18 protein-coding genes are annotated in these 17,920 nt (G+C 57.4%); 11 read left to right on the top strand and 7 right to left on the bottom strand.

The annotated features are described in order from the left end of the window. Nucleotides 1–16 precede the first annotated feature (16 nt). From agaV to nagA, 5 genes are read left to right on the top strand one after another with little or no spacing between them, the layout of a single operon-like run. Nucleotides 17–490, top strand: a complete 474-nt coding sequence (agaV, locus tag HII27_RS10500; RefSeq protein ID WP_185667853.1) for a PTS N-acetylgalactosamine transporter subunit IIB — start codon at nucleotides 17–19, stop codon at nucleotides 488–490. 10 nt (nucleotides 491–500) lie between these two features. Then, nucleotides 501–1,280, top strand: coding sequence for a PTS N-acetylgalactosamine transporter subunit IIC (agaW, locus tag HII27_RS10495; RefSeq protein WP_185667852.1), 780 nt, complete (start codon nucleotides 501–503; stop codon nucleotides 1,278–1,280). Next, nucleotides 1,270–2,148, top strand: coding sequence for a PTS N-acetylgalactosamine transporter subunit IID (agaE, locus tag HII27_RS10490; protein WP_185667851.1), 879 nt, complete (start codon nucleotides 1,270–1,272; stop codon nucleotides 2,146–2,148). Before agaW ends, agaE begins: the two co-directional genes overlap by 11 nt. 15 nt (nucleotides 2,149–2,163) lie before the next feature. Then, complete coding sequence (agaF, locus tag HII27_RS10485; protein ID WP_185667850.1) at nucleotides 2,164–2,598, top strand: PTS galactosamine/N-acetylgalactosamine transporter subunit IIA; 435 nt, start codon at nucleotides 2,164–2,166, stop codon at nucleotides 2,596–2,598. Beyond that, complete coding sequence (gene nagA, locus HII27_RS10480; RefSeq protein WP_185667849.1) at nucleotides 2,595–3,728, top strand: N-acetylglucosamine-6-phosphate deacetylase; 1,134 nt, start codon at nucleotides 2,595–2,597, stop codon at nucleotides 3,726–3,728. The genes agaF and nagA overlap by 4 nt, the downstream gene beginning before the upstream one ends. On the opposite strand, the gene HII27_RS10475 is transcribed toward nagA, so the two are convergent. Next, the gene (locus HII27_RS10475) at nucleotides 3,717–4,010 is read right to left on the bottom strand and encodes a hypothetical protein (RefSeq protein WP_185667848.1); all 294 of its coding nucleotides are present in this window, start codon (nucleotides 4,008–4,010) and stop codon (nucleotides 3,717–3,719) included. The genes nagA and HII27_RS10475 overlap by 12 nt on opposite strands. A gap of 18 nt (nucleotides 4,011–4,028) precedes the next feature. Between HII27_RS10475 and HII27_RS10470 the strand changes: the two genes are divergently transcribed. Continuing rightward, complete coding sequence (locus HII27_RS10470; protein WP_185667847.1) at nucleotides 4,029–5,183, top strand: SIS domain-containing protein; 1,155 nt, start codon at nucleotides 4,029–4,031, stop codon at nucleotides 5,181–5,183. 12 nt (nucleotides 5,184–5,195) lie between these two features. Further along, nucleotides 5,196–6,074, top strand: a complete 879-nt coding sequence (gene kbaY / locus HII27_RS10465) for a tagatose-bisphosphate aldolase subunit KbaY (protein WP_185667846.1) — start codon at nucleotides 5,196–5,198, stop codon at nucleotides 6,072–6,074. 82 nt (nucleotides 6,075–6,156) lie between these two features. On the opposite strand, the gene rsmI is transcribed toward kbaY, so the two are convergent. Beyond that, on the bottom strand, nucleotides 6,157–7,020 hold the full coding sequence (gene rsmI, locus HII27_RS10460; protein ID WP_035891050.1) for a 16S rRNA (cytidine(1402)-2'-O)-methyltransferase: 864 nt from the start codon (nucleotides 7,018–7,020) through the stop codon (nucleotides 6,157–6,159). 62 nt (nucleotides 7,021–7,082) lie between these two features. Here rsmI and HII27_RS10455 point away from each other — a divergent pair, with 62 nt between their 5' ends. From HII27_RS10455 to dolP, 4 genes are read left to right on the top strand one after another with little or no spacing between them, the layout of a single operon-like run. Next, nucleotides 7,083–9,164, top strand: a complete 2,082-nt coding sequence (locus HII27_RS10455) for a penicillin-binding protein activator (RefSeq protein ID WP_185667845.1) — start codon at nucleotides 7,083–7,085, stop codon at nucleotides 9,162–9,164. Continuing rightward, nucleotides 9,122–9,511 (top strand): YraN family protein, encoded by a 390-nt coding sequence (locus HII27_RS10450; RefSeq protein WP_185667844.1) that lies wholly within the window; start codon nucleotides 9,122–9,124, stop codon nucleotides 9,509–9,511. The genes HII27_RS10455 and HII27_RS10450 overlap by 43 nt, the downstream gene beginning before the upstream one ends. A gap of 16 nt (nucleotides 9,512–9,527) precedes the next feature. Continuing rightward, nucleotides 9,528–10,118, top strand: a complete 591-nt coding sequence (diaA, locus tag HII27_RS10445; protein WP_035891056.1) for a DnaA initiator-associating protein DiaA — start codon at nucleotides 9,528–9,530, stop codon at nucleotides 10,116–10,118. Nucleotides 10,119–10,127: 9 nt separating this feature from the next. After that, entirely contained in the window at nucleotides 10,128–10,703 is a 576-nt protein-coding gene (dolP, locus tag HII27_RS10440) for a division/outer membrane stress-associated lipid-binding lipoprotein (RefSeq protein WP_185667843.1), read from the top strand. A gap of 24 nt (nucleotides 10,704–10,727) precedes the next feature. Here dolP and HII27_RS10435 read toward each other — a convergent pair whose 3' ends face one another. Genes HII27_RS10435 through HII27_RS10415 form a run of 5 tightly spaced genes read right to left on the bottom strand, consistent with a single transcriptional unit; the run spans nucleotide 10,728 to nucleotide 17,557 of the window. Then, nucleotides 10,728–11,366: an NAD(P)H-binding protein gene (locus tag HII27_RS10435; RefSeq protein WP_185667842.1), complete on the bottom strand. Its 639-nt coding sequence runs from the start codon at nucleotides 11,364–11,366 to the stop codon at nucleotides 10,728–10,730. Nucleotides 11,367–11,413: 47 nt separating this feature from the next. Next, complete coding sequence (locus HII27_RS10430) at nucleotides 11,414–14,557, bottom strand: CusA/CzcA family heavy metal efflux RND transporter (RefSeq protein WP_185667841.1); 3,144 nt, start codon at nucleotides 14,555–14,557, stop codon at nucleotides 11,414–11,416. A 10-nt stretch (nucleotides 14,558–14,567) separates the two neighbouring features. Then, nucleotides 14,568–15,803: an efflux RND transporter periplasmic adaptor subunit gene (locus tag HII27_RS10425; protein ID WP_185667840.1), complete on the bottom strand. Its 1,236-nt coding sequence runs from the start codon at nucleotides 15,801–15,803 to the stop codon at nucleotides 14,568–14,570. Beyond that, nucleotides 15,803–16,147, bottom strand: coding sequence for a copper-binding protein (locus tag HII27_RS10420; protein ID WP_185667839.1), 345 nt, complete (start codon nucleotides 16,145–16,147; stop codon nucleotides 15,803–15,805). The genes HII27_RS10425 and HII27_RS10420 overlap by 1 nt, the downstream gene beginning before the upstream one ends. 24 nt (nucleotides 16,148–16,171) lie before the next feature. Continuing rightward, a complete protein-coding gene (locus HII27_RS10415) occupies nucleotides 16,172–17,557 on the bottom strand; it encodes a Cu(I)/Ag(I) efflux RND transporter outer membrane protein (protein WP_185667838.1) in 1,386 nt (461 codons plus the stop codon). Between the last annotated feature and the right edge of the window lie 363 nt (nucleotides 17,558–17,920).

Genomic DNA, 17,920 nt, shown 5'->3' with positions numbered 1-17,920 from the left:
TTAAGAGGAAAATGCTATGCCGAATATTGTGTTAAGCCGTATTGATGAACGTTTGATTCACGGTCAGGTCGGGGTGCAGTGGGTAGGGTTTGCGGGGGCAAACCTGGTGCTCGTTGCCAACGATGAGGTCGCAGAAGACTCCGTACAGCAAAACCTGATGGAGATGGTGCTGGCCGAAGGGATCGCCGTCCGTTTCTGGACGCTGCAGAAGGTGATCGACAACATTCACCGCGCCGCAGATCGTCAGAAAATCTTACTGGTCTGCAAAAATCCAGCTGATTTCCTCACGCTGGTTGAAGGCGGCGTACCGGTTAAACGCATCAACGTTGGCAACATGCACTATGCCGAAGGCAAAAAGCAAATCGCCAAAACGGTCTCTATTGATGCTAACGATACCCAAGCTTTCAACGGGCTGAAAACCGAAGGCGTTGAATGCTTCGTCCAGGGCGTTCCCACCGAACCCGCGTTAGATCTCTATAAACTTATCTGAGGTAATTGCGATGGAAATCAACTTACTACAGGCATTTGCGCTAGGCATCCTCGCCTTTATCGCAGGCCTGGATATGTTTAACGGTTTGACGCACCTGCATCGCCCTGTGGTGTTGGGGCCGCTGGTCGGCCTGATTCTCGGCGATCTGCATACCGGTATTCTGACCGGCGGGACGCTGGAGCTGGTCTGGATGGGCCTGGCACCGCTTGCCGGCGCACAACCGCCTAACGTTATTATCGGTACCATCGTTGGCACCACGTTCGCCATTACCACCGGAGTGAAGCCCGACGTCGCCGTTGGCGTTGCCGTGCCGTTTGCCGTCGCGGTACAGATGGGGATTACTTTCCTGTTTTCAGTCATGTCGGGCGTCATGTCACGCTGTGACCGCATGGCCTCAAACGCGGATACTCAGGGCATTGAACGCGTTAACTACCTGGCGCTGTTAGCGTTAGGCACCTTCTACTTCTTATGCGCCTTTTTACCGATTTACTTCGGCGCGGAGCATGCCAAAACCGCGATGAGCGTTCTGCCTGAGCGTTTGATCGATGGCCTCGGCGTGGCGGGCGGCATCATGCCGGCGATCGGCTTTGCCGTGCTGCTGAAAATCATGATGAAAAACGTCTACATCCCTTACTTCATCATCGGTTTTGTCGCCGCTGCCTGGCTCAAGCTGCCGGTACTGGCAATTGCCGCTGCCGCGCTGGCGATGGCGATGATCGATCTGCTGCGCAAGAACCCGGAACCTAAAGTGTCTCAGGCACAGAAAGAGGAATTTGAAGATGGCATCTAATCAAACCACCCTGCCGAATGTTGCCGAAAGCGAAGAGACGCTGCTGAGCGGCGTAAACGAAAACGTCTATGAAGATCAGTCCATTGGCGCTGAGCTAACGCGCAAAGACATCAACCGTGTGGCCTGGCGTTCCATGCTGCTGCAGGCCTCTTTTAACTATGAACGTATGCAGGCATCCGGCTGGCTGTATGGCCTACTGCCGGCCCTGAAAAAGATCCACACCAATAAACGCGACCTGGCGCGCGCCATGAAAGGACATATGGGATTCTTCAACACCCACCCTTTCCTGGTCACCTTTGTTATCGGCATTATTCTGGCGATGGAGCGTTCCAAGCAGGACGTTAACAGTATTCAAAGCACCAAAATCGCGGTCGGCGCACCGTTAGGCGGCATCGGTGATGCGATGTTCTGGCTCACGTTGCTGCCTATCTGCGGCGGTATTGGCGCAAGCCTGGCGCTTCAGGGATCCATTCTGGGGGCCGTGGTCTTTATTGTGATGTTCAACATCGTGCACCTGGGCCTGCGCTTTGGCCTTGCCCACTATGCTTATCGCATGGGGGTCGCCGCGATCCCGTTAATTAAGGCGAACACCCAGAAGGTCGGCCATGCGGCATCTATCGTTGGGATGACGGTGATTGGCGCACTGGTTGCCACCTACGTTCGCTTAGCCACGACGCTTGAGATTACCGCCGGGGATGCCGTCGTCAAACTGCAGACCGACGTGATTGATAAACTGATGCCCGCGTTCCTGCCGCTGGTTTACACCATGACCATGTTCTGGCTGGTACGTCGTGGCTGGAGCCCGCTGCGTCTGATTGGGATCACCGTGCTGTTAGGCGTTGTCGGCAAGTTTGCCCATTTCCTGTAAGTAAAAGAGGTCACAATGTTAGGCATTATTCTTTGTGGGCACGGTGGTTTCGCGACCGGTCTGGAACAAGCGATGAAACAGATCCTGGGCGAGCAGCCGCAGTTTATCGCTATCGATTTTCCCGAAGCCTCAACGACCGCGTTGCTCACGTCGCAACTGGAAGCCGCGATGGCTCAGCTAGACTCTCAGCAGGATATCGTTTTTCTGACCGATTTATTAGGCGGAACGCCTTTCCGCGTGGCATCGACGCTCGCCATGCAGAAACCGGGCAGCGAAGTGATCACCGGGACCAATCTCCAACTGCTACTGGAAATGGTGCTGGAACGTGAAGGGTTAAGCAGCACGGCGTTTAGGCTTCAGGCGCTAGAGTGCGGGCATCGCGGGCTGACCAGTCTGGTCGATGAGCTAAAAAACTGCCGCGAAGAAGTTGCGGTAGAGGAAGGCATATGACTCAGGTGCTGCGCGCACGCAGGGTACTGAGCGAAAGCGGCTGGCTGGACGACCATCAGATCCATCTCGTTGAGGGTCAGATAGCGCAAATTACGCCGATTCCAGCCGGTATAACCACCCGTGACGCTGACCTGTTGTGTCCGGCCTATCTCGACCTCCACGTTCACGGCGGTGCAGGCTTAGATGTGATGGATGACGATCCACGCACGTTGGAGACGCTGGCGATACACAAAGCCTGCGAGGGGGTCGGTGCCTGGCTACCCACTACCGTCACGGCCCCGCTTCCTGCTATCGAAAGTGCGCTGGGGCGAATCGCCCTGCGCATGCAAACGGGGGGCAAGGGAGCGATAGTGCTGGGAAGCTACCTGGAGGGGCCGTACTTTACACCCCAGAACAAGGGCGCACACCCACCCGAACTGTTTCGCGAGCTGGACACCCACGAGCTGGATAGGTTGATTGCCCACTCGCAAAACACACTTCGAGTGGTCGCGCTGGCGCCGGAAAAAGCCGGAGCGCTGGAGGCCATCGCACATCTGAAGCGGCGCGGCGTTCGCGTGATGCTCGGCCATAGCGCCGCTACCCACGCGCAGACCGTTGCTGCCTTTGATGCCGGTGCGGATGGGCTGGTGCATTGCTTTAACGGCATGACCGGTCTGCATCACCGGGAGCCCGGTATGGTCGGCGCGGGCCTGACCGATTCTCGCGCCTGGCTTGAACTGATTGCCGACGGGCACCACGTGCACCCGGCGACCATACGGCTATGCGCTCACTGCGCCCCGGAGCGCACGGTGCTAATCACCGATGCAATGCGGGCAGCCGGAATGCCCGACGGGCGATACGACATCTGCGGTTACGACGTCGAGATGCGCAATGGCATTGTGCGAACACCCTCCGGTGGCCTGGCTGGCAGTACGCTCTCGGTCGATGCCGCGGTCAGAAATATGGTGGAGATGGCTGGCATCAGCACAGAAGAGGCGATTCGTATGGCCTCTTTGCATCCCGCGCAGCTCCTCGGCGTGGATGACCACCTTGGGTCGATTGCCGTCGGAAAGCAGGCGAATGTGATTGCGCTTAACGCCCAGCTTCAGGTACGACAAATCTGGCTCAAAGGCACACCGCTAAACCTTTAACCTTTCATTGTCTAACGTAAAGGTCCCTGCACCGCCCCGCGGGGATCTTTCTTTTCCTTTCTTGTCAGAATCAAAACCCTCTACCAATACAAATGTAACGCATTGAATAATAAAAATAAATAAAACAAAATTGCTCCCATCTCTAATTTTTCGTTTTATTTTTATTTTCCAGATTGAACTTTCGATTTCTTTTCTGTAGATTTTAATCAACCAAGAAAGCATTAAAATGAAACGAAACGAAAGATAAACATGAGCAGCACCACCTTCTGATGCTGAGTTCATACGATTAAGGATTGCGTTATGTCAGAAACCTACACCCCGTCTCGCACCAGAACCCGTTCCTGGACTGAAGAAGAAATCCATCAGCAGCCTGATAGCTGGCTACGTTCTCTGGCGCAGATCGATAGCACCCGTCAGTCGATCGACAACTTTCTTGCTCCGCTGTTAAATCGCCGCGATCTGCAGATCGTCCTCACTGGCGCAGGCACCTCAGCCTTTATTGGCGATATGATCGCCCCGTGGCTCAGCCATCATAGCGGTAAAGATTTTCGTTCGATCCCCACCACCGATCTGGTGTCAAACCCGCTGGATTACCTGAGAACCGAAGGCCCGCTTCTGCTGGTGTCATTCGCCCGCTCGGGCAACAGCCCTGAGAGCGTCGCGGCAGTCGATCTGGTCAATCAGCTGGTTCCTGAGTGCTACCACCTGGTGATCACCTGCAACGAAGCGGGCAGCCTGTATCTGAATGCTCGCCAGAGCGCTAACGCGCTGGTGCTGCTGATGCCTGCCGAAACCCACGACCGTGGCTTTGCCATGACCAGCAGCATCACCACCATGATGGCAAGCTGCCTATCAGTCTTCGCCGCTGACGTGATTAACAGCCATACCTTCAAAGATGTCGCCAGACGCTGCCGGACCATCCTGAACGAACTGGGAGACGGCGCGCAGGGCGTGTTCGGTCAGCAGTCGTGGAAACGCATTGTCTATCTGGGCAGCGGCGGCCTGCAGGGTACCGCGCGTGAATCCGCGCTGAAAGTGCTGGAGTTAACCGCCGGTAAAATTGCCGCATTCTATGACTCCTCTACCGGCTTCCGTCATGGCCCTAAATCGCTGGTCGATAGCGAAACGCTGATCGTAATGTTTGTCTCCAGCCATCCTTACACGCGCCAGTACGATCTGGATCTGCTGGCAGAACTGCGCCGTGACCAGCTCGCGATGCGTGTAGTGGCCATTGCCTCCGATGCCGACGAGGCAATCGGCGCGGGCCCTCACATTCTTCTGCCGCCGTCGCGTCCATTTAGCGACGTCGAGCAGGCTTTCTGTTTCCTGATGTACGCCCAGATTTTTGCGCTGTCGGAGTCCATCAACGCCGGCATCACGCCGGACACGCCTTCCGCTAGCGGCACGGTTAACCGCGTAGTACAGGGCGTCAACATTCACCCATGGCGCGGCTAAGAGGATTGAATCATGGCTATTATTTCTACGAAATACCTGCTCCAGGACGCCCAGGCAAAGGGCTATGCGGTTCCCGCGTTTAACATCCACAACGCCGAAACGATCCAGGCGATCCTTGAGGTGTGCAACGAAATGCAATCCCCGGTGATCCTCGCCGGTACGCCAGGGACCTTTAAGCACATTGCCTTTGAAGAGATCTACGCGCTGTGCGAAGCCTACTCCGCCAGCTACGATTTTCCCCTGGCTCTGCACCTCGATCACCACGAATCGCTGGCCGATATCCGCCGCAAAGTGCACGCGGGGGTACGCAGTGCAATGATTGACGGTAGCCACTACCCGTTTGATGAAAACGTACAGTTGGTGAAATCCGTGGTCGATTTTTGCCACCACAACGACTGCAGCGTTGAAGCAGAGCTGGGGCGGCTTGGCGGTGTAGAAGATGATATGAATGTCGATGAAGAGAGCGCCTTCTTTACTGACCCACAAGAAGCGCGCCGCTTCGTTGAGATGACCGGCGTAGACAGCCTGGCCGTCGCCATCGGCACCGCCCACGGCCTTTACACCAAGCGCCCGAAAATCGATTTCAAGCGCCTGGAAGAGATCCGCAAGGTGGTCGATGTTCCGCTAGTTCTACACGGCGCCAGCGACGTTCCCGACGAGTTTGTTCGCCAGGCAATTGAGCTAGGCATCTGCAAAGTTAACGTCGCGACCGAACTCAAAATCGCCTTTGCTGATGCGGTGAAGCAGTGGTTTGCTGAGAACCCGGAAGGTAACGATCCGCGCTACTACATGCGAGTGGGGATGGATGCCATGAAGGAAGTGGTCAGAAACAAAATCAACGTCTGCGGCTCGGCGCAGAGAATTCAGACGGGCGTAGCGGCTACGGCCTAAGCGCTGATACAAAGGGGCCCGGAAATACCGAGCCCCTTTTGTGTTTCAGATTCTATATTGCGCAGGTTTTCAGGCTTTTTACCTACTCCCCCTGCTGCTCCAGCGCATACTTATACAACGCATTCTTCTTCACGCCGTGGATTTCCGCCGCCAGCGCCGCCGCCTTCTTCAGTGGCAGTTCAGCCTGTAACAACGCCAGGGTGCGCAGCGCGTCGGCAGGCAGTTCGTCTTCCTGCGCTTTGTGCCCTTCTACAATCAGCACCATCTCGCCTTTACGGCGGTTTTCATCTTCTTTCACCCACGCCAGCAGTTCGCCTACCGGCGCGCCGTGAATGGTTTCCCAGGTTTTGGTCAGTTCGCGCGCCAGCACCACGTAGCGGGATTCACCCCAGACGGCGACCATATCTTCCAGGCTGTCGAGCAGACGGTGGGTGGATTCATAATAAATCAGCGTACGCGGCTCGGCTTCGATGGCTTTCAGCGTGTCGCGACGACCTTTAGATTTAGCGGGCAGGAAGCCTTCGTAGCAGAAACGGTCCGACGGCAGACCGGCAGCGCTCAGGGCAGCAATCGCCGCACATGGGCCCGGCAGCGGCACCACGCGGATACCCGCTTCGCGACAGGTACGCACCAGATGGTAGCCAGGGTCGTTGATAAGCGGCGTTCCGGCGTCAGAAACCAGCGCGATGTTCTGCCCTTCCTTCAGTTTCGCCACCAGCGTTTCCGCTTTTTGTTGCTCATTGTGATCGTGTAAGGCAAACAAACGGGCGTTAATGGCGAAGTGTTGCAGCAATAAACCTGTATGACGGGTGTCTTCAGCCGCAATTAAATCAACAGCTTGCAATACTTCGAGCGCTCGTTGGGTAATATCAGCCAAATTTCCGATAGGAGTAGGTACAATAAAGAGTTGGCCTTGAGAATTATCCGCCGATTCGTGTTGTTTCATTGTTTCGTCCGTATTGCCGATTTAATATTGAGCATTGCGTAAAAAATATTACTGGATACAGAATGGTACCCTCAACATTTTCTCGTATGAAAGCCGCGCGCTGTCTGCCGGTCGTCCTGGCAGCGCTGCTGTTTGCAGGCTGTGGCACCCAGGCCCCCGATCAGAGTGCAGCCCAACTTCAGGGCGCGACGCAGGCTGACTCCGGCTTTTATCTGCAGCAGATGCAGCAAAGCTCGAATGATAGCAAGACCAACTGGCAATTACTCGCCATTCGTTCATTGCTGAAGGAAGGCAAGAGCCAGCAGGCGCTGGAGCTGTTCAATCAGCTGCCGCAGCAACTGAACGCAGCCCAGCGTCAGGAACAGGCGCTGTTAGCGGTTGAACTGAAGCTAGCGCAGAAAGATTACGCTGGCGCACAGGCGCTGCTGCAAAAGCTGAAAGCCGGTGATTTCGACAGTGCGCTGCAGGCGCGTTTCTGGCAGGACACCATCAGCGCCGAGCAGGGTAAACCATCCCTGACGCTGCTGCGTGCCCTGATTGCCCAGGCACCGCTGCTGACCACTCAGCCGGAAAGACAGCAAAACAGCGACGCCACCTGGCAGGCGCTTTCCTCCATGACCCAGGAGCAGGCCAACGCGCTGGTGATCAATGCGGATGAAAACGTGCTGCAAGGCTGGCTCGATCTGCAGCGTGTCTGGTTCGATAACCGCAACGATCCCGATATGCTGAAAGCCGGTATTAAAGACTGGCAGACTCGTTATCCGCAGAACCCAGGCGCGAAAGTGCTGCCGTCGCAGCTGGCGAACGTACAGAACTTTAAGCCGGCGTCGGTCAACAAAATCGCCCTGCTGCTGCCGTTAAACGGCCAGGCAGCGGTGTTTGGCCGAACCATCCAGCAAGGCTTTGAAGCCGCGAAGAACGGCACCATGCCAGTGAGCGGCAGCGCGGTACCGGAACAGGTCGCGCAGGCAGCAACCACCGCCGTGGTTAGCCCATCTCAGGCTGAAGTGACCGACCTGACTACGCCGCAAAGCCAGGCGCCAGTAGCGGCTCCAGTTCAGGCCGCGCAGGCCAACAACGCCGCCTCGCCTGCGGCTCAGGCACCGGCGGCCGAGGCGGCTCCTGCTCAAACACCGGCAGTGCAACCCGTCGCGAGCGTAGCGGCAAACCCATCGGCAGAGCTGAAAATCTACGACACCTCTTCCCAGCCGCTGAACCAGATTCTGGCACAGGCGCAGCAGGACGGCGTCAGCCTGGTGGTTGGCCCGCTGCTGAAAAACAACGTTGAAGAGCTGATGAAAAGCAACACCACGCTGAACGTGCTGGCGCTGAACCAGCCGGAAGCGGTAAGCAACCGTGCTAACATCTGCTACTTCGCGCTGTCGCCTGAAGATGAAGCCCGCGATGCGGCGCGTCATATTCATGACCAGGGCAAACAGTCTCCGCTGCTGCTGGTGCCACGTAACGCCCTCGGCGATCGCGTCACCCAGGCCTTCGCCGACGAGTGGCACAAAATCGGTGGCGGTACGGTCTTACAGCAGAAGTTTGGCTCCCTGTCCGAGCTGAAAGGCGGCGTGAACGGCGGTTCCGGTATCTCGCTGTCCGGCACCCCGGTTATCTCCGCGCAGTCTCAGCCGCAGGGCGTCACCATCGGTAACCTGACCATTCCAGCCGCACCGACCGACGCGCAAATCACCGGCAGCAACAAGGTAGACGCGGCCTATATTCTGGCAACTCCGGAAGAGATCGCCTTTATCAAACCGATGATTGCGATGCGTAACGGCAGCCAGAGCGGCGCAATGCTGTACGCCAGCTCCCGCAGCGCACAGGGCACCGCTGGCCCGGATTTCCGTCTGGAGATGGAAGGCCTGCAGTACAGCGAAATCCCCATGCTTGCTGGCAGTAACCCGGCGCTGATGCAGCAGGCGCTGCGTGCGGTGAACAATGACTATTCACTGGCGCGTCTGTACGCCATGGGCGCGGATGCCTGGGCGCTGGCTAACCACTTCGCGCAGATGCGCGGCGTGCCGGGCTTTGAGCTGAACGGCAATACCGGCGATCTCAGCGCCACCCAGGACTGCGTGATTAACAGGAAGTTATCATGGCTCAAATACCAGCAGGGGCAGATCGTTCCCGCCAGTTAACGACAAAACAGGTTGGCGACGCCGCGGAACAGCGCGCGCGTCGCTGGCTTGAAGGCCAAGGACTGGCGTTTATCGCCGCCAACGTGCGCGAGCGCAGCGGCGAAATTGATTTAATTATGCGGGAAGGGACGGTCACGGTTTTCGTGGAAGTTCGCTATCGCAGCTCGGGGTTTTACGGCGGTGCCGCCGCCAGTGTGACCCGGAGCAAACAAAACAAACTGTTACAGACTGCCCGCTTGTGGCTTGCCCGCCACAATGGGAGTTTTGACACTGTGGATTGCCGTTTCGATGTGATAGCCTTCACCGGCAATGAAATCGAATGGTTTTCAAACGCTTTTAGCTCATAGAATGTAAAGGGATATCGTGCTCGAAAGAATCAAAGTGTGCTTCACCGAAAGCATTCAAACCCAAATCGCCGCGGCGGAAGCGCTCCCGGACGCTATCTCCCGAGCTGCGATGACCCTGGTACAGTCGCTGCTGAACGGCAACAAAATTCTCTGTTGTGGTAACGGTTCATCCGCCGCCAACGCACAGCATTTTGCTGCCTGCATGATTAACCGTTATGAAACAGAGCGTCCCGGTTTACCCGCGATTGCACTTAATTCCGATAATGTGGTCTTAACGGCAATAGCGAACGATCGCCTGCATGATGAAATCTATGCCAAGCAGGTGCGCGCGCTGGGTCACGCTGGTGATGTTCTGCTGGCTATTTCAACCCGTGGTAACAGTCGCGATATCGTCAAAGCGGTAGAAGCGGCTGTCACGCGTGACATGACCATCGTCGCCCTGACCGGCTATGACGGCGGTGAACTGGCGGGCCTGCTTGGTCAACAGGATGTGGAAATCCGCATTCCGTCGCACCGCAGCGCCCGTATCCAGGAGATGCACATGCTCACGGTAAACTGTCTGTGTGATTTGATTGATAACACCCTTTTCCCACACCAGGACGACTAAGGAGAACAAATGAAGGTGATTTCGACCCTCGCGGTCCTTATTTCCGCAATGCTGCTCCAGGGATGTATTGCAGCTGCCGTTGTCGGCACGGCTGCAGTCGGTACCAAGGCCGCAACTGACCCCCGCACGGTGGGAACTCAGGTGGATGACAGCACGCTGGAGGTTCGTGTGAACAGCGCCCTGTCTAAAGATGCGCAAATTAAGAAAGAGACGCGCATTAACGTGACCGCCTACCAGGGCAAAGTGCTGCTGACCGGTCAGACGCCGGATCTGAGCCTCGCCACCCGTGCGAAGCAGATCGCCGTTGGCGTTGATGGCGCAACCGAAGTGTATAACGAAATTCGCCAGGGCCAGCCGATTAGCCTCGGTACCTCGTCTTCCGATACCTGGATTACCACCAAAGTCCGCTCCCAGCTGCTGGCGAGCGATCAGGTGAAATCCTCTAACGTGAAGGCGACGACCGAAAATGGTGAAGTGTTCCTGATGGGTCTGGTCACCGACCGCGAAGGTAAAGCCGCGGCCGATATCGCCAGCCGCGTGAGCGGCGTGAAGCGCGTCACCACCGCGTTCACCCCAATTCAATAACGTCTCACACCTTGCCCGGCAGGTTCACTGCCGGGCGATTTCCCTCAGCTTACGCGACGATAGAATCTCTACCTGCGCATTTCCCGGGTGCCTTGCCGCACTCAGCATCGCCTTTGCCACATCATGTGCTTCAATCGCCTTCCAGTTCCCCGGCAGCAGGCTAAACAGCGGCGCCAACAGGCGCTCGTTCAGGCGCGGTTTACCGCGTTGACCGAGCAGCATTGAAGGTCGCGCGATAACCAACTGCGGCCAGCCCTGGTCTATCAACGCGGCTTCCATTTCCCCCTTCACCCGATTGTAGAAAAAGGGGGAGTTCGCGTTTGCTCCCATCGCGCTGACCACCAGCAGTTGCTGTGCGCCCAGCCGCAGGCCGGAGCGGGCGGTTTCCAGCACCAGATCGTAATCGACGTGGCTGAAAGCGGCCTTCGAGCCCGCGTCGCGGATTGTGGTGCCAAGGCAGCAGAAAACGGTATCGACGGGCGAGGTAACCTTCGCCAGCGCCGCGCTGAGATCCGGGTCATGCGGGTTGACGATCCCAAAGGCGTGCTCCAGCGGATGGCGCGTAGGCGCGACGATGGATTCCACCTGTGACTCCCGGCGAAGCAGATTAAGTAAGTGCCCACCAACAAGGCCGGTGGCACCGGTAATGAGGACGTGGTGCATGGGGCTCTCCGTGTATTCCCGGCGTCGCCAAGCTCGGCCGGGCTACCTTATCGGCTGCGTCTGTTGCGATGCAACCATATCAATTTATAGGCCGCCGGAATGATAAACAGCGACAGCAGCGGCGCGGTGATCATGCCACCAATCATCGGCGCAGCAATGCGGCTCATCACTTCAGAACCGGCCCCGGTTCCCCATAGTATGGGCAATAGCCCGGCAATAATCACGGCCACCGTCATCGCTTTTGGCCGCACGCGCAGCACGGCCCCATGATACAACGCCTCGTCCAGCGCCTGCGGGCTAAAGGTGTCGGCCTTTTGCAGCCGCGGCTCGGCTTCAATCGCATGACGCAGATACATCAGCATCACCACGCCAAACTCCGCCGCCACCCCCGCCAGGGCGATAAACCCGGTTCCCGTTGCCACCGACATATGGAACCCTTGCCAGTAGAGGAACCAGATGCCGCCCACCAGCGCAAACGGCAGGCTCATCAGAATCAGCAGCGCTTCATCCACCCGGCGGAAAGCCAGATAGAGCAGGATGAAGATAATCATCACCGTCATCGGCACCATCAGCTTGAGCTTCTTATTGGCATGCTCCAGCAGCTCAAACTGCCCGGAAAACGCCACGCTGGTGCCCGGTTTCAGGGTCACGCTGCGGCTAATCGCCGTTTGCAGGTCATGCACGACGGAGACCATGTCGCGGTCACGGGCATCAATGTAAATCCAGCTCGCCGGACGCGCGTTTTCGGTTTTCAGCATCGTCGGGCCGGAAACCACCTTCACGTCAGCCACATCGCCGAGCGTGATTTGCTGCTTCGTCGGCGTGAGAATCGGCAACTGGCGCAGTGCCGTCGGGCCATCGCGGAAACCTTGTGGATAGCGGATATTGATCGGATAGCGCGCTACGCCTTCCACCGTTTCCCCCACCGTCGCCCCGCCGATTGCCGACGAGACAAACAGCTGCACATCACCCACCGTCATACCGTAACGCGCGGCTTTCTCCCGGTTGATATCAACGTCAATATAGCGCCCGCCCTCCAGCCGTTCAGCCAGTGCGGAGACCACACCCGGCACGGTTTTGGCCACCGTTTCAATACGCTGGGCAGCTTCATCAATATCCGCCAGTGACGTCCCGGAAACCTTGATCCCAATCGGGCTCTTAATCCCGGTGGAGAGCATATCAATGCGGTTACGAATCGGCGGCACCCACAGGTTCGCCAGCCCCGGCAACCGCACGGTGGCATCCAGCTCGTCGATAATCTTGTCGAGCGTCATCCCCGGCCGCCACTGATCCTGCGGCTTGAGCTGAATGGTGGTTTCAATCATCTCCAGCGGCGCGGAGTCGGTCGCGGTTTCCGCTTTCCCCGATTTACCAAACACCGATGCCACTTCCGGCACCGTCTTAATCAGCTTATCAGTCTGCTGGAGCAGCACCGCCGCCTGCCCCGGTGAAATTCCCGGTAGCGTCGAAGGCATATACAGCAGGTCGCCTTCGTTAATTTTCGGCAGAAACTCACCGCCCACTTTGCTGAGCGGCCACAGCACGGTGAAGATTGACAGCAGTGCCACCAGCAAGGTGAACTTCGGCCATTTCAGTACCTTCAGCAGCAGCGGGTGGTAGATCGCAATCAGGAAGCGGTTCAACGGGTTGCGCGATTCCGCCGGGATCTTACCTTTGATCCAAAAGCCCATCAGGATAGGGATCACCACGATCGCTAGCGCCGCCGCCCCCGCCATGGCGTAGGTTTTGGTAAACGCCAGCGGGCCAAACAGGCGCCCTTCCTGCCCTTCGAGGGTGAAGATCGGGATAAACGACAGCGTGATAATCAGCAGGCTGATAAACAGCGCAGGCCCCACTTCCACCGCTGCATCGGTGATCTCTTTCCAGCGGGTAACGTTATCCATCGGTTCATCGGGATGCGCCTCCTGCCAGTGTTCGAGCCGCTTGTGGGCGTTTTCGATCATCACGATCGCCGCATCCACCATCGCGCCGACGGCAATGGCGATCCCGCCCAGCGACATGATGTTGGCGTTCAGCCCCTGGAAATGCATCACGATAAAGGCGATGCACAAGCCCAGCGGCAGCGAGACGATCGCCACCAGCGCCGAGCGCACATGCCAGAGGAACAGCGCGCAGACCACCGCCACCACGATAAACTCTTCAATCAGCTTCGAGCGCAGGTTGTCGATGGCCCGGTCAATCAATTGGCTACGGTCGTAGGTGGTGACTACCTCAACCCCTTCCGGCAGGCTTTTTTGCAGTGAGGCGAGCTTCTCTTTCACCGCCGAAATCACTTCACGGGCGTTCTTACCCGAACGCAGCAGCACCACGCCGCCCGCCACTTCACCCTCGCCGTTCATTTCAGCGATGCCGCGGCGCATTTCCGGGCCGACCTGCACCCGCGCCACGTCTTTCAGGTAGACCGGTACGCCGTTCGCTTCGGCCTTCAGAACGATATGGTTAAAGTCCTCCAGGCTTTTGAGATAGCCGGTGGCGCGTACCATATATTCCGCTTCGGCCATCTCCACCGATGAACCGCCCGCCTCCTGATTGGAGGTAGTCAGCGCCTGCTTCACATCGCTAAGACTGATACCGTATTGGGCAAGCTTCATTGGGTCGACCTGCACCTGATACTGCTTCACCACCCCGCCAACGGAGGCCACTTCCGCTACGTTCGGAATGGTTTTCAGCTCATATTTGAGGAACCAGTCCTGCAGCGAACGCAGTTCGGCAAGGTCGTGCTTACCGCTTTTGTCCACCAGCGCGTATTCAAAGATCCAGCCTACACCGGTGGCGTCTGGGCCAATCTCTGAGCTTACGCCCTGCGGCAGCTTACCCTGCACCTGGTTGAGGTACTCCAGCACGCGCGAACGCGCCCAGTAGAGGTCGGTGCCGTCCTCAAAAATCACGTACACGTAGGAGTCGCCAAACTGCGAGAAGCCGCGCACCGTTTTCGCCCCCGGCACCGACAGCATGGTGGTGGTGAGCGGATAAGTTACCTGATTCTCGACAATCTGCGGCGCCTGCCCCGGATAGCTGGTTTTGACGATCACCTGTACGTCAGAGAGATCCGGCAGCGCATCCACCGGCGTGTTGACGATGGTCCAGCCGCCCCAGAGGCTCAAAAACAGCACGCCCATCATCACCAGAAAACGGTTGGCGACCGAGCGCCGGATAATCCATTCAATCATCACCGTCTCCTTAATGCCCGGCGTGGGCGTCAGCGGTATGCCGCATTCTGTCCAGCGCGCCGCTGATATTCGCTTCCGAGTCGATCAGGAACAGGCCGTTCAGCACCACCGATTCCCCTTCCGATAGCCCCGCGCCAATGCCGGCCTGATGCTGAGATTCATGCAGCACCTGGATCTTTTTCGGCACAAACTCACCGTTGCTCGCCACCGTAATCACCCGCTGCTCATCGCCGGTATCAATCACCGCCTGAGACGGGATCAGCAGCATCTCGTCGCTTTGCGCGTTCAGCTTCAGGTAGGCGTTCATCCCCGGCTTCAAGAGCTCATCTGGGTTATTGACCTGCAAACGCACCTGCAGCGTACGCGTGGTTTGGTCGACGCTCGGCAAGATAGACCATTTCTGGATCGGGAAGGTTTTGTCCGGATAGGCCGGGATAGCCACCGTAAACTGGGTGGAGTCTTTAAGCAGATAAGCGATCGATTCCGGCACGGCGGCGGTGATCCACACCGGGTCCATGCCCTGAATCTGCGCCACCACGCTGTCTTTGGCGATGTTCATACCGCTTTTCAGGCTAAACGCCGTCAGTACGCCATCGATAGGCGCGGTAAGGGTAAAGCGCGTCTGTACGCGGCGTGTGCTGCGCATCCGCTGGATATCCGCTTCCGGCATGCCCGCCAGCCGCAGACGTTCCAGCACGCCATCAAGCTGGCTTGCCGTGCCGCCTGAGCTTGCCAGCAGCAGGTATTCGCTCTGCGCTTCCACCCACGAAGGAATGGTGACCTCCACCAGAGGCGTGCCCTTACGCACTTTGTCGCCCACCGTCAGCGGGGAGACCTTTTCGATAAACCCTTCGGCGCGCGCCTGGACAATCACAAACTGGTATTCGTTGTAGCTGACGTTCGCCGGAAGGGTCTGGCCATAGTTGAGGCGGCCCTTGCTGACTTTCTCCGTACGCAGCCCCAGGTTGTGCACCTGAGTGGGGTCGATACGGACGCCGCTCGACTGCGCATCCCCGCCCTCATCGGCGTATTTCGCCACCAGGTCCATGTCCATAAACGGCGATTTACCCGGCTTATCGAAGCGCACGTCGGGCTTCATCGGATCGTACCAGTACAGCACCTTACGCTCGGCAGGCTGAGATTCAGCCTGGGCGTTCGGTGCCATAAAGCGGCTTATCACCGCCGTCGCCAGGCCGCCAATAATCAGGCTACAGACAATGGCGGCCGTATATTTTAATTTAGCCATCAGATTGACTTAATATCCTGAAGCAGCGAGATGTTTCCCTGCTGAACGAAGGAGAAGTTCACGTGACTGCCCTCTTTCAGCTGATTAATCGCTTCGGTGGGCGCGGTATAGGTAAAGCGCATGGTCATCGCCGGCCAGCCAATGGCGGGAATGGCTTCGTGGGCAATAGTGATTTTTTTCGCCGCTTTATCCACGGACTGCACCACGCCGGTACCCTGAATAACCGCCTGCTGGGTATTCATTTCCATCATCTGGCCATGTCCGTCATGCTGCATTTCGGCGGCCTGAACGTTCAGCGTCATCGCCATCAACATTCCGCCAACCAGCATCGTTACGTTACGCATATCGAGAATCTCCTGAATAAAGGGTTACGCTTTCCAGCCGCCACCGAGTGCGGTGAATAAATTAATTTCGTTAACCTGTTGGGAATAAAGTAAATCGAGGATCGCCTGCTGCGTGGTGAAGATAGTGCGCTCGGCATCGAGCACTTCGATATAGCTCACCGCACCGCTGGCATATAATCCGCGGGCGCGCTGCAGGGTAATTTGCAGCGACGCTAAATAACGCTGCTGCGCCACCAGTTGGCCTTCGATGCTTTCGCGAAGCGACAGCGCATCGGCCACCGCTTTAAAGGCTGCCTGAATTTTCTGTTCGTAGTTCACCACCGCCTGACGCTGCTTCACGTTAGCCAGTGCCAGGTTGGCTTCGTTACGCCCGGCATTGAAGATGGGCAGATCCACTTTCGGCACGAAGTTCCACATGCCGCTTGCCGCATTGAACAGGCTGGAGAGCGACGAACTGCTGCTCGAAATGCCGCTGGTTAACGTTATCGACGGAAAGAAGGCCGCGCGGGCCACGCCGATATTGGCATCCGCCGCGCGCAGCTGGTGCTCGGCCTCCATGATGTCCGGACGCTGAAGCAGAATGGTCGATGGCAGGTTAGCCGGTAGCGGCAGTGGCTTTACCGCGGTGACGTTCTGCGCGTCATCGCTTAGCGGGGTGTTGTAGGTGCCCAACAGCTGCTGCAACGCGTGATTGGCCTGCGCCAGCTCACCTTCCCGCTGGGCGATATCGGCACGGGTGCTTTCAATCACCCCACGCGCCTGCTCCAGCGCCAGCACGTTGGTGCTACCGGTAACCAGCTGCTGTTCCACAAACGCGTAGGATTGCTGGTAGTTACGCAGCGTCTCTTTGGCGATCGCCAACTGGGCTGCTAGCCGCCGCTGGTTGAAGTATGCCTGCGAGACGTTCGTCACCACGACAATCTGCGCCGCGCGCTGGGCGGCCTGGCTGGCGAAGAAGCTCTGCCGGTCTGCTTCGCTCATGTTTTTCAGCTTGCCGAAAAAGTCGAGCTCAAAGCTCAGGTTCAGGCCCGCGCTATAGCTTTTAGTGGTGGCGTTTTTTCCCTGCAGGTCGCCTTCATAGCTGCCGCCCGTCGAGCCATCAAGCTGCGGGTAGCGGCCAGCGTCGGTCACGTTGTACTGCGCGCGCGCGGCTTCAACGTTCAGCACCGCCATGCGTAAATCACGGTTGTTGTGCAGGGCGACATCAATCAGGCGTTTCGCCTGTGGATCGACGAAAAAGGTCTGCCAGCCGGTCTCCTGCCACTGGCCGCCGCTCGGCACCAGCGCCCCCTGAGACAGCGAAAACTGCTGAGGCACTACGTTTTCCGGCTGTCGGTAATCCGGCGCCAGCGAGGTGCAACCGGCCAGAATTAACGCCATCATCAGCGTCAGTTGTTTTACTTTAAACATGTCACGTCCTGTTCAGCCGAATCAAAAGGGGCTGGCTATGTGGCTACTTTACGGAGGTGACTCTGTTTGCTCGGTGACAGGTTAATGACAAAGCTGTCATTTACGCGCGGTGGAACGTGATCGGTATGGCGAAAAATAAGCCGCAATCGCGGCGGGAAATAATAATGGGCCAAAAAATCGCTCTTTTTTGCTGCAATATTCATTGGCGATCACGCTTTCACGGGAAAAGGCTAGCGCGCTCACGAATTTATTCTTTTGCTATCCCCCGTGTTTATTTCGTGCAAAACGACAACGGTAATCTTTTCATACAGTTAAAATCTCGAGAATAAATATCGCTTAATTTTCCTTGTGAACTCATCCACA

The sequence above is a fragment of the Kluyvera sichuanensis genome, from assembly GCF_014218705.1.
Lineage (GTDB): Bacteria > Pseudomonadota > Gammaproteobacteria > Enterobacterales > Enterobacteriaceae > Kluyvera > Kluyvera sichuanensis.
Note: the sequence above shows the minus strand (reverse complement) of the source record. Positions and strands in the feature narration are given on the sequence as shown.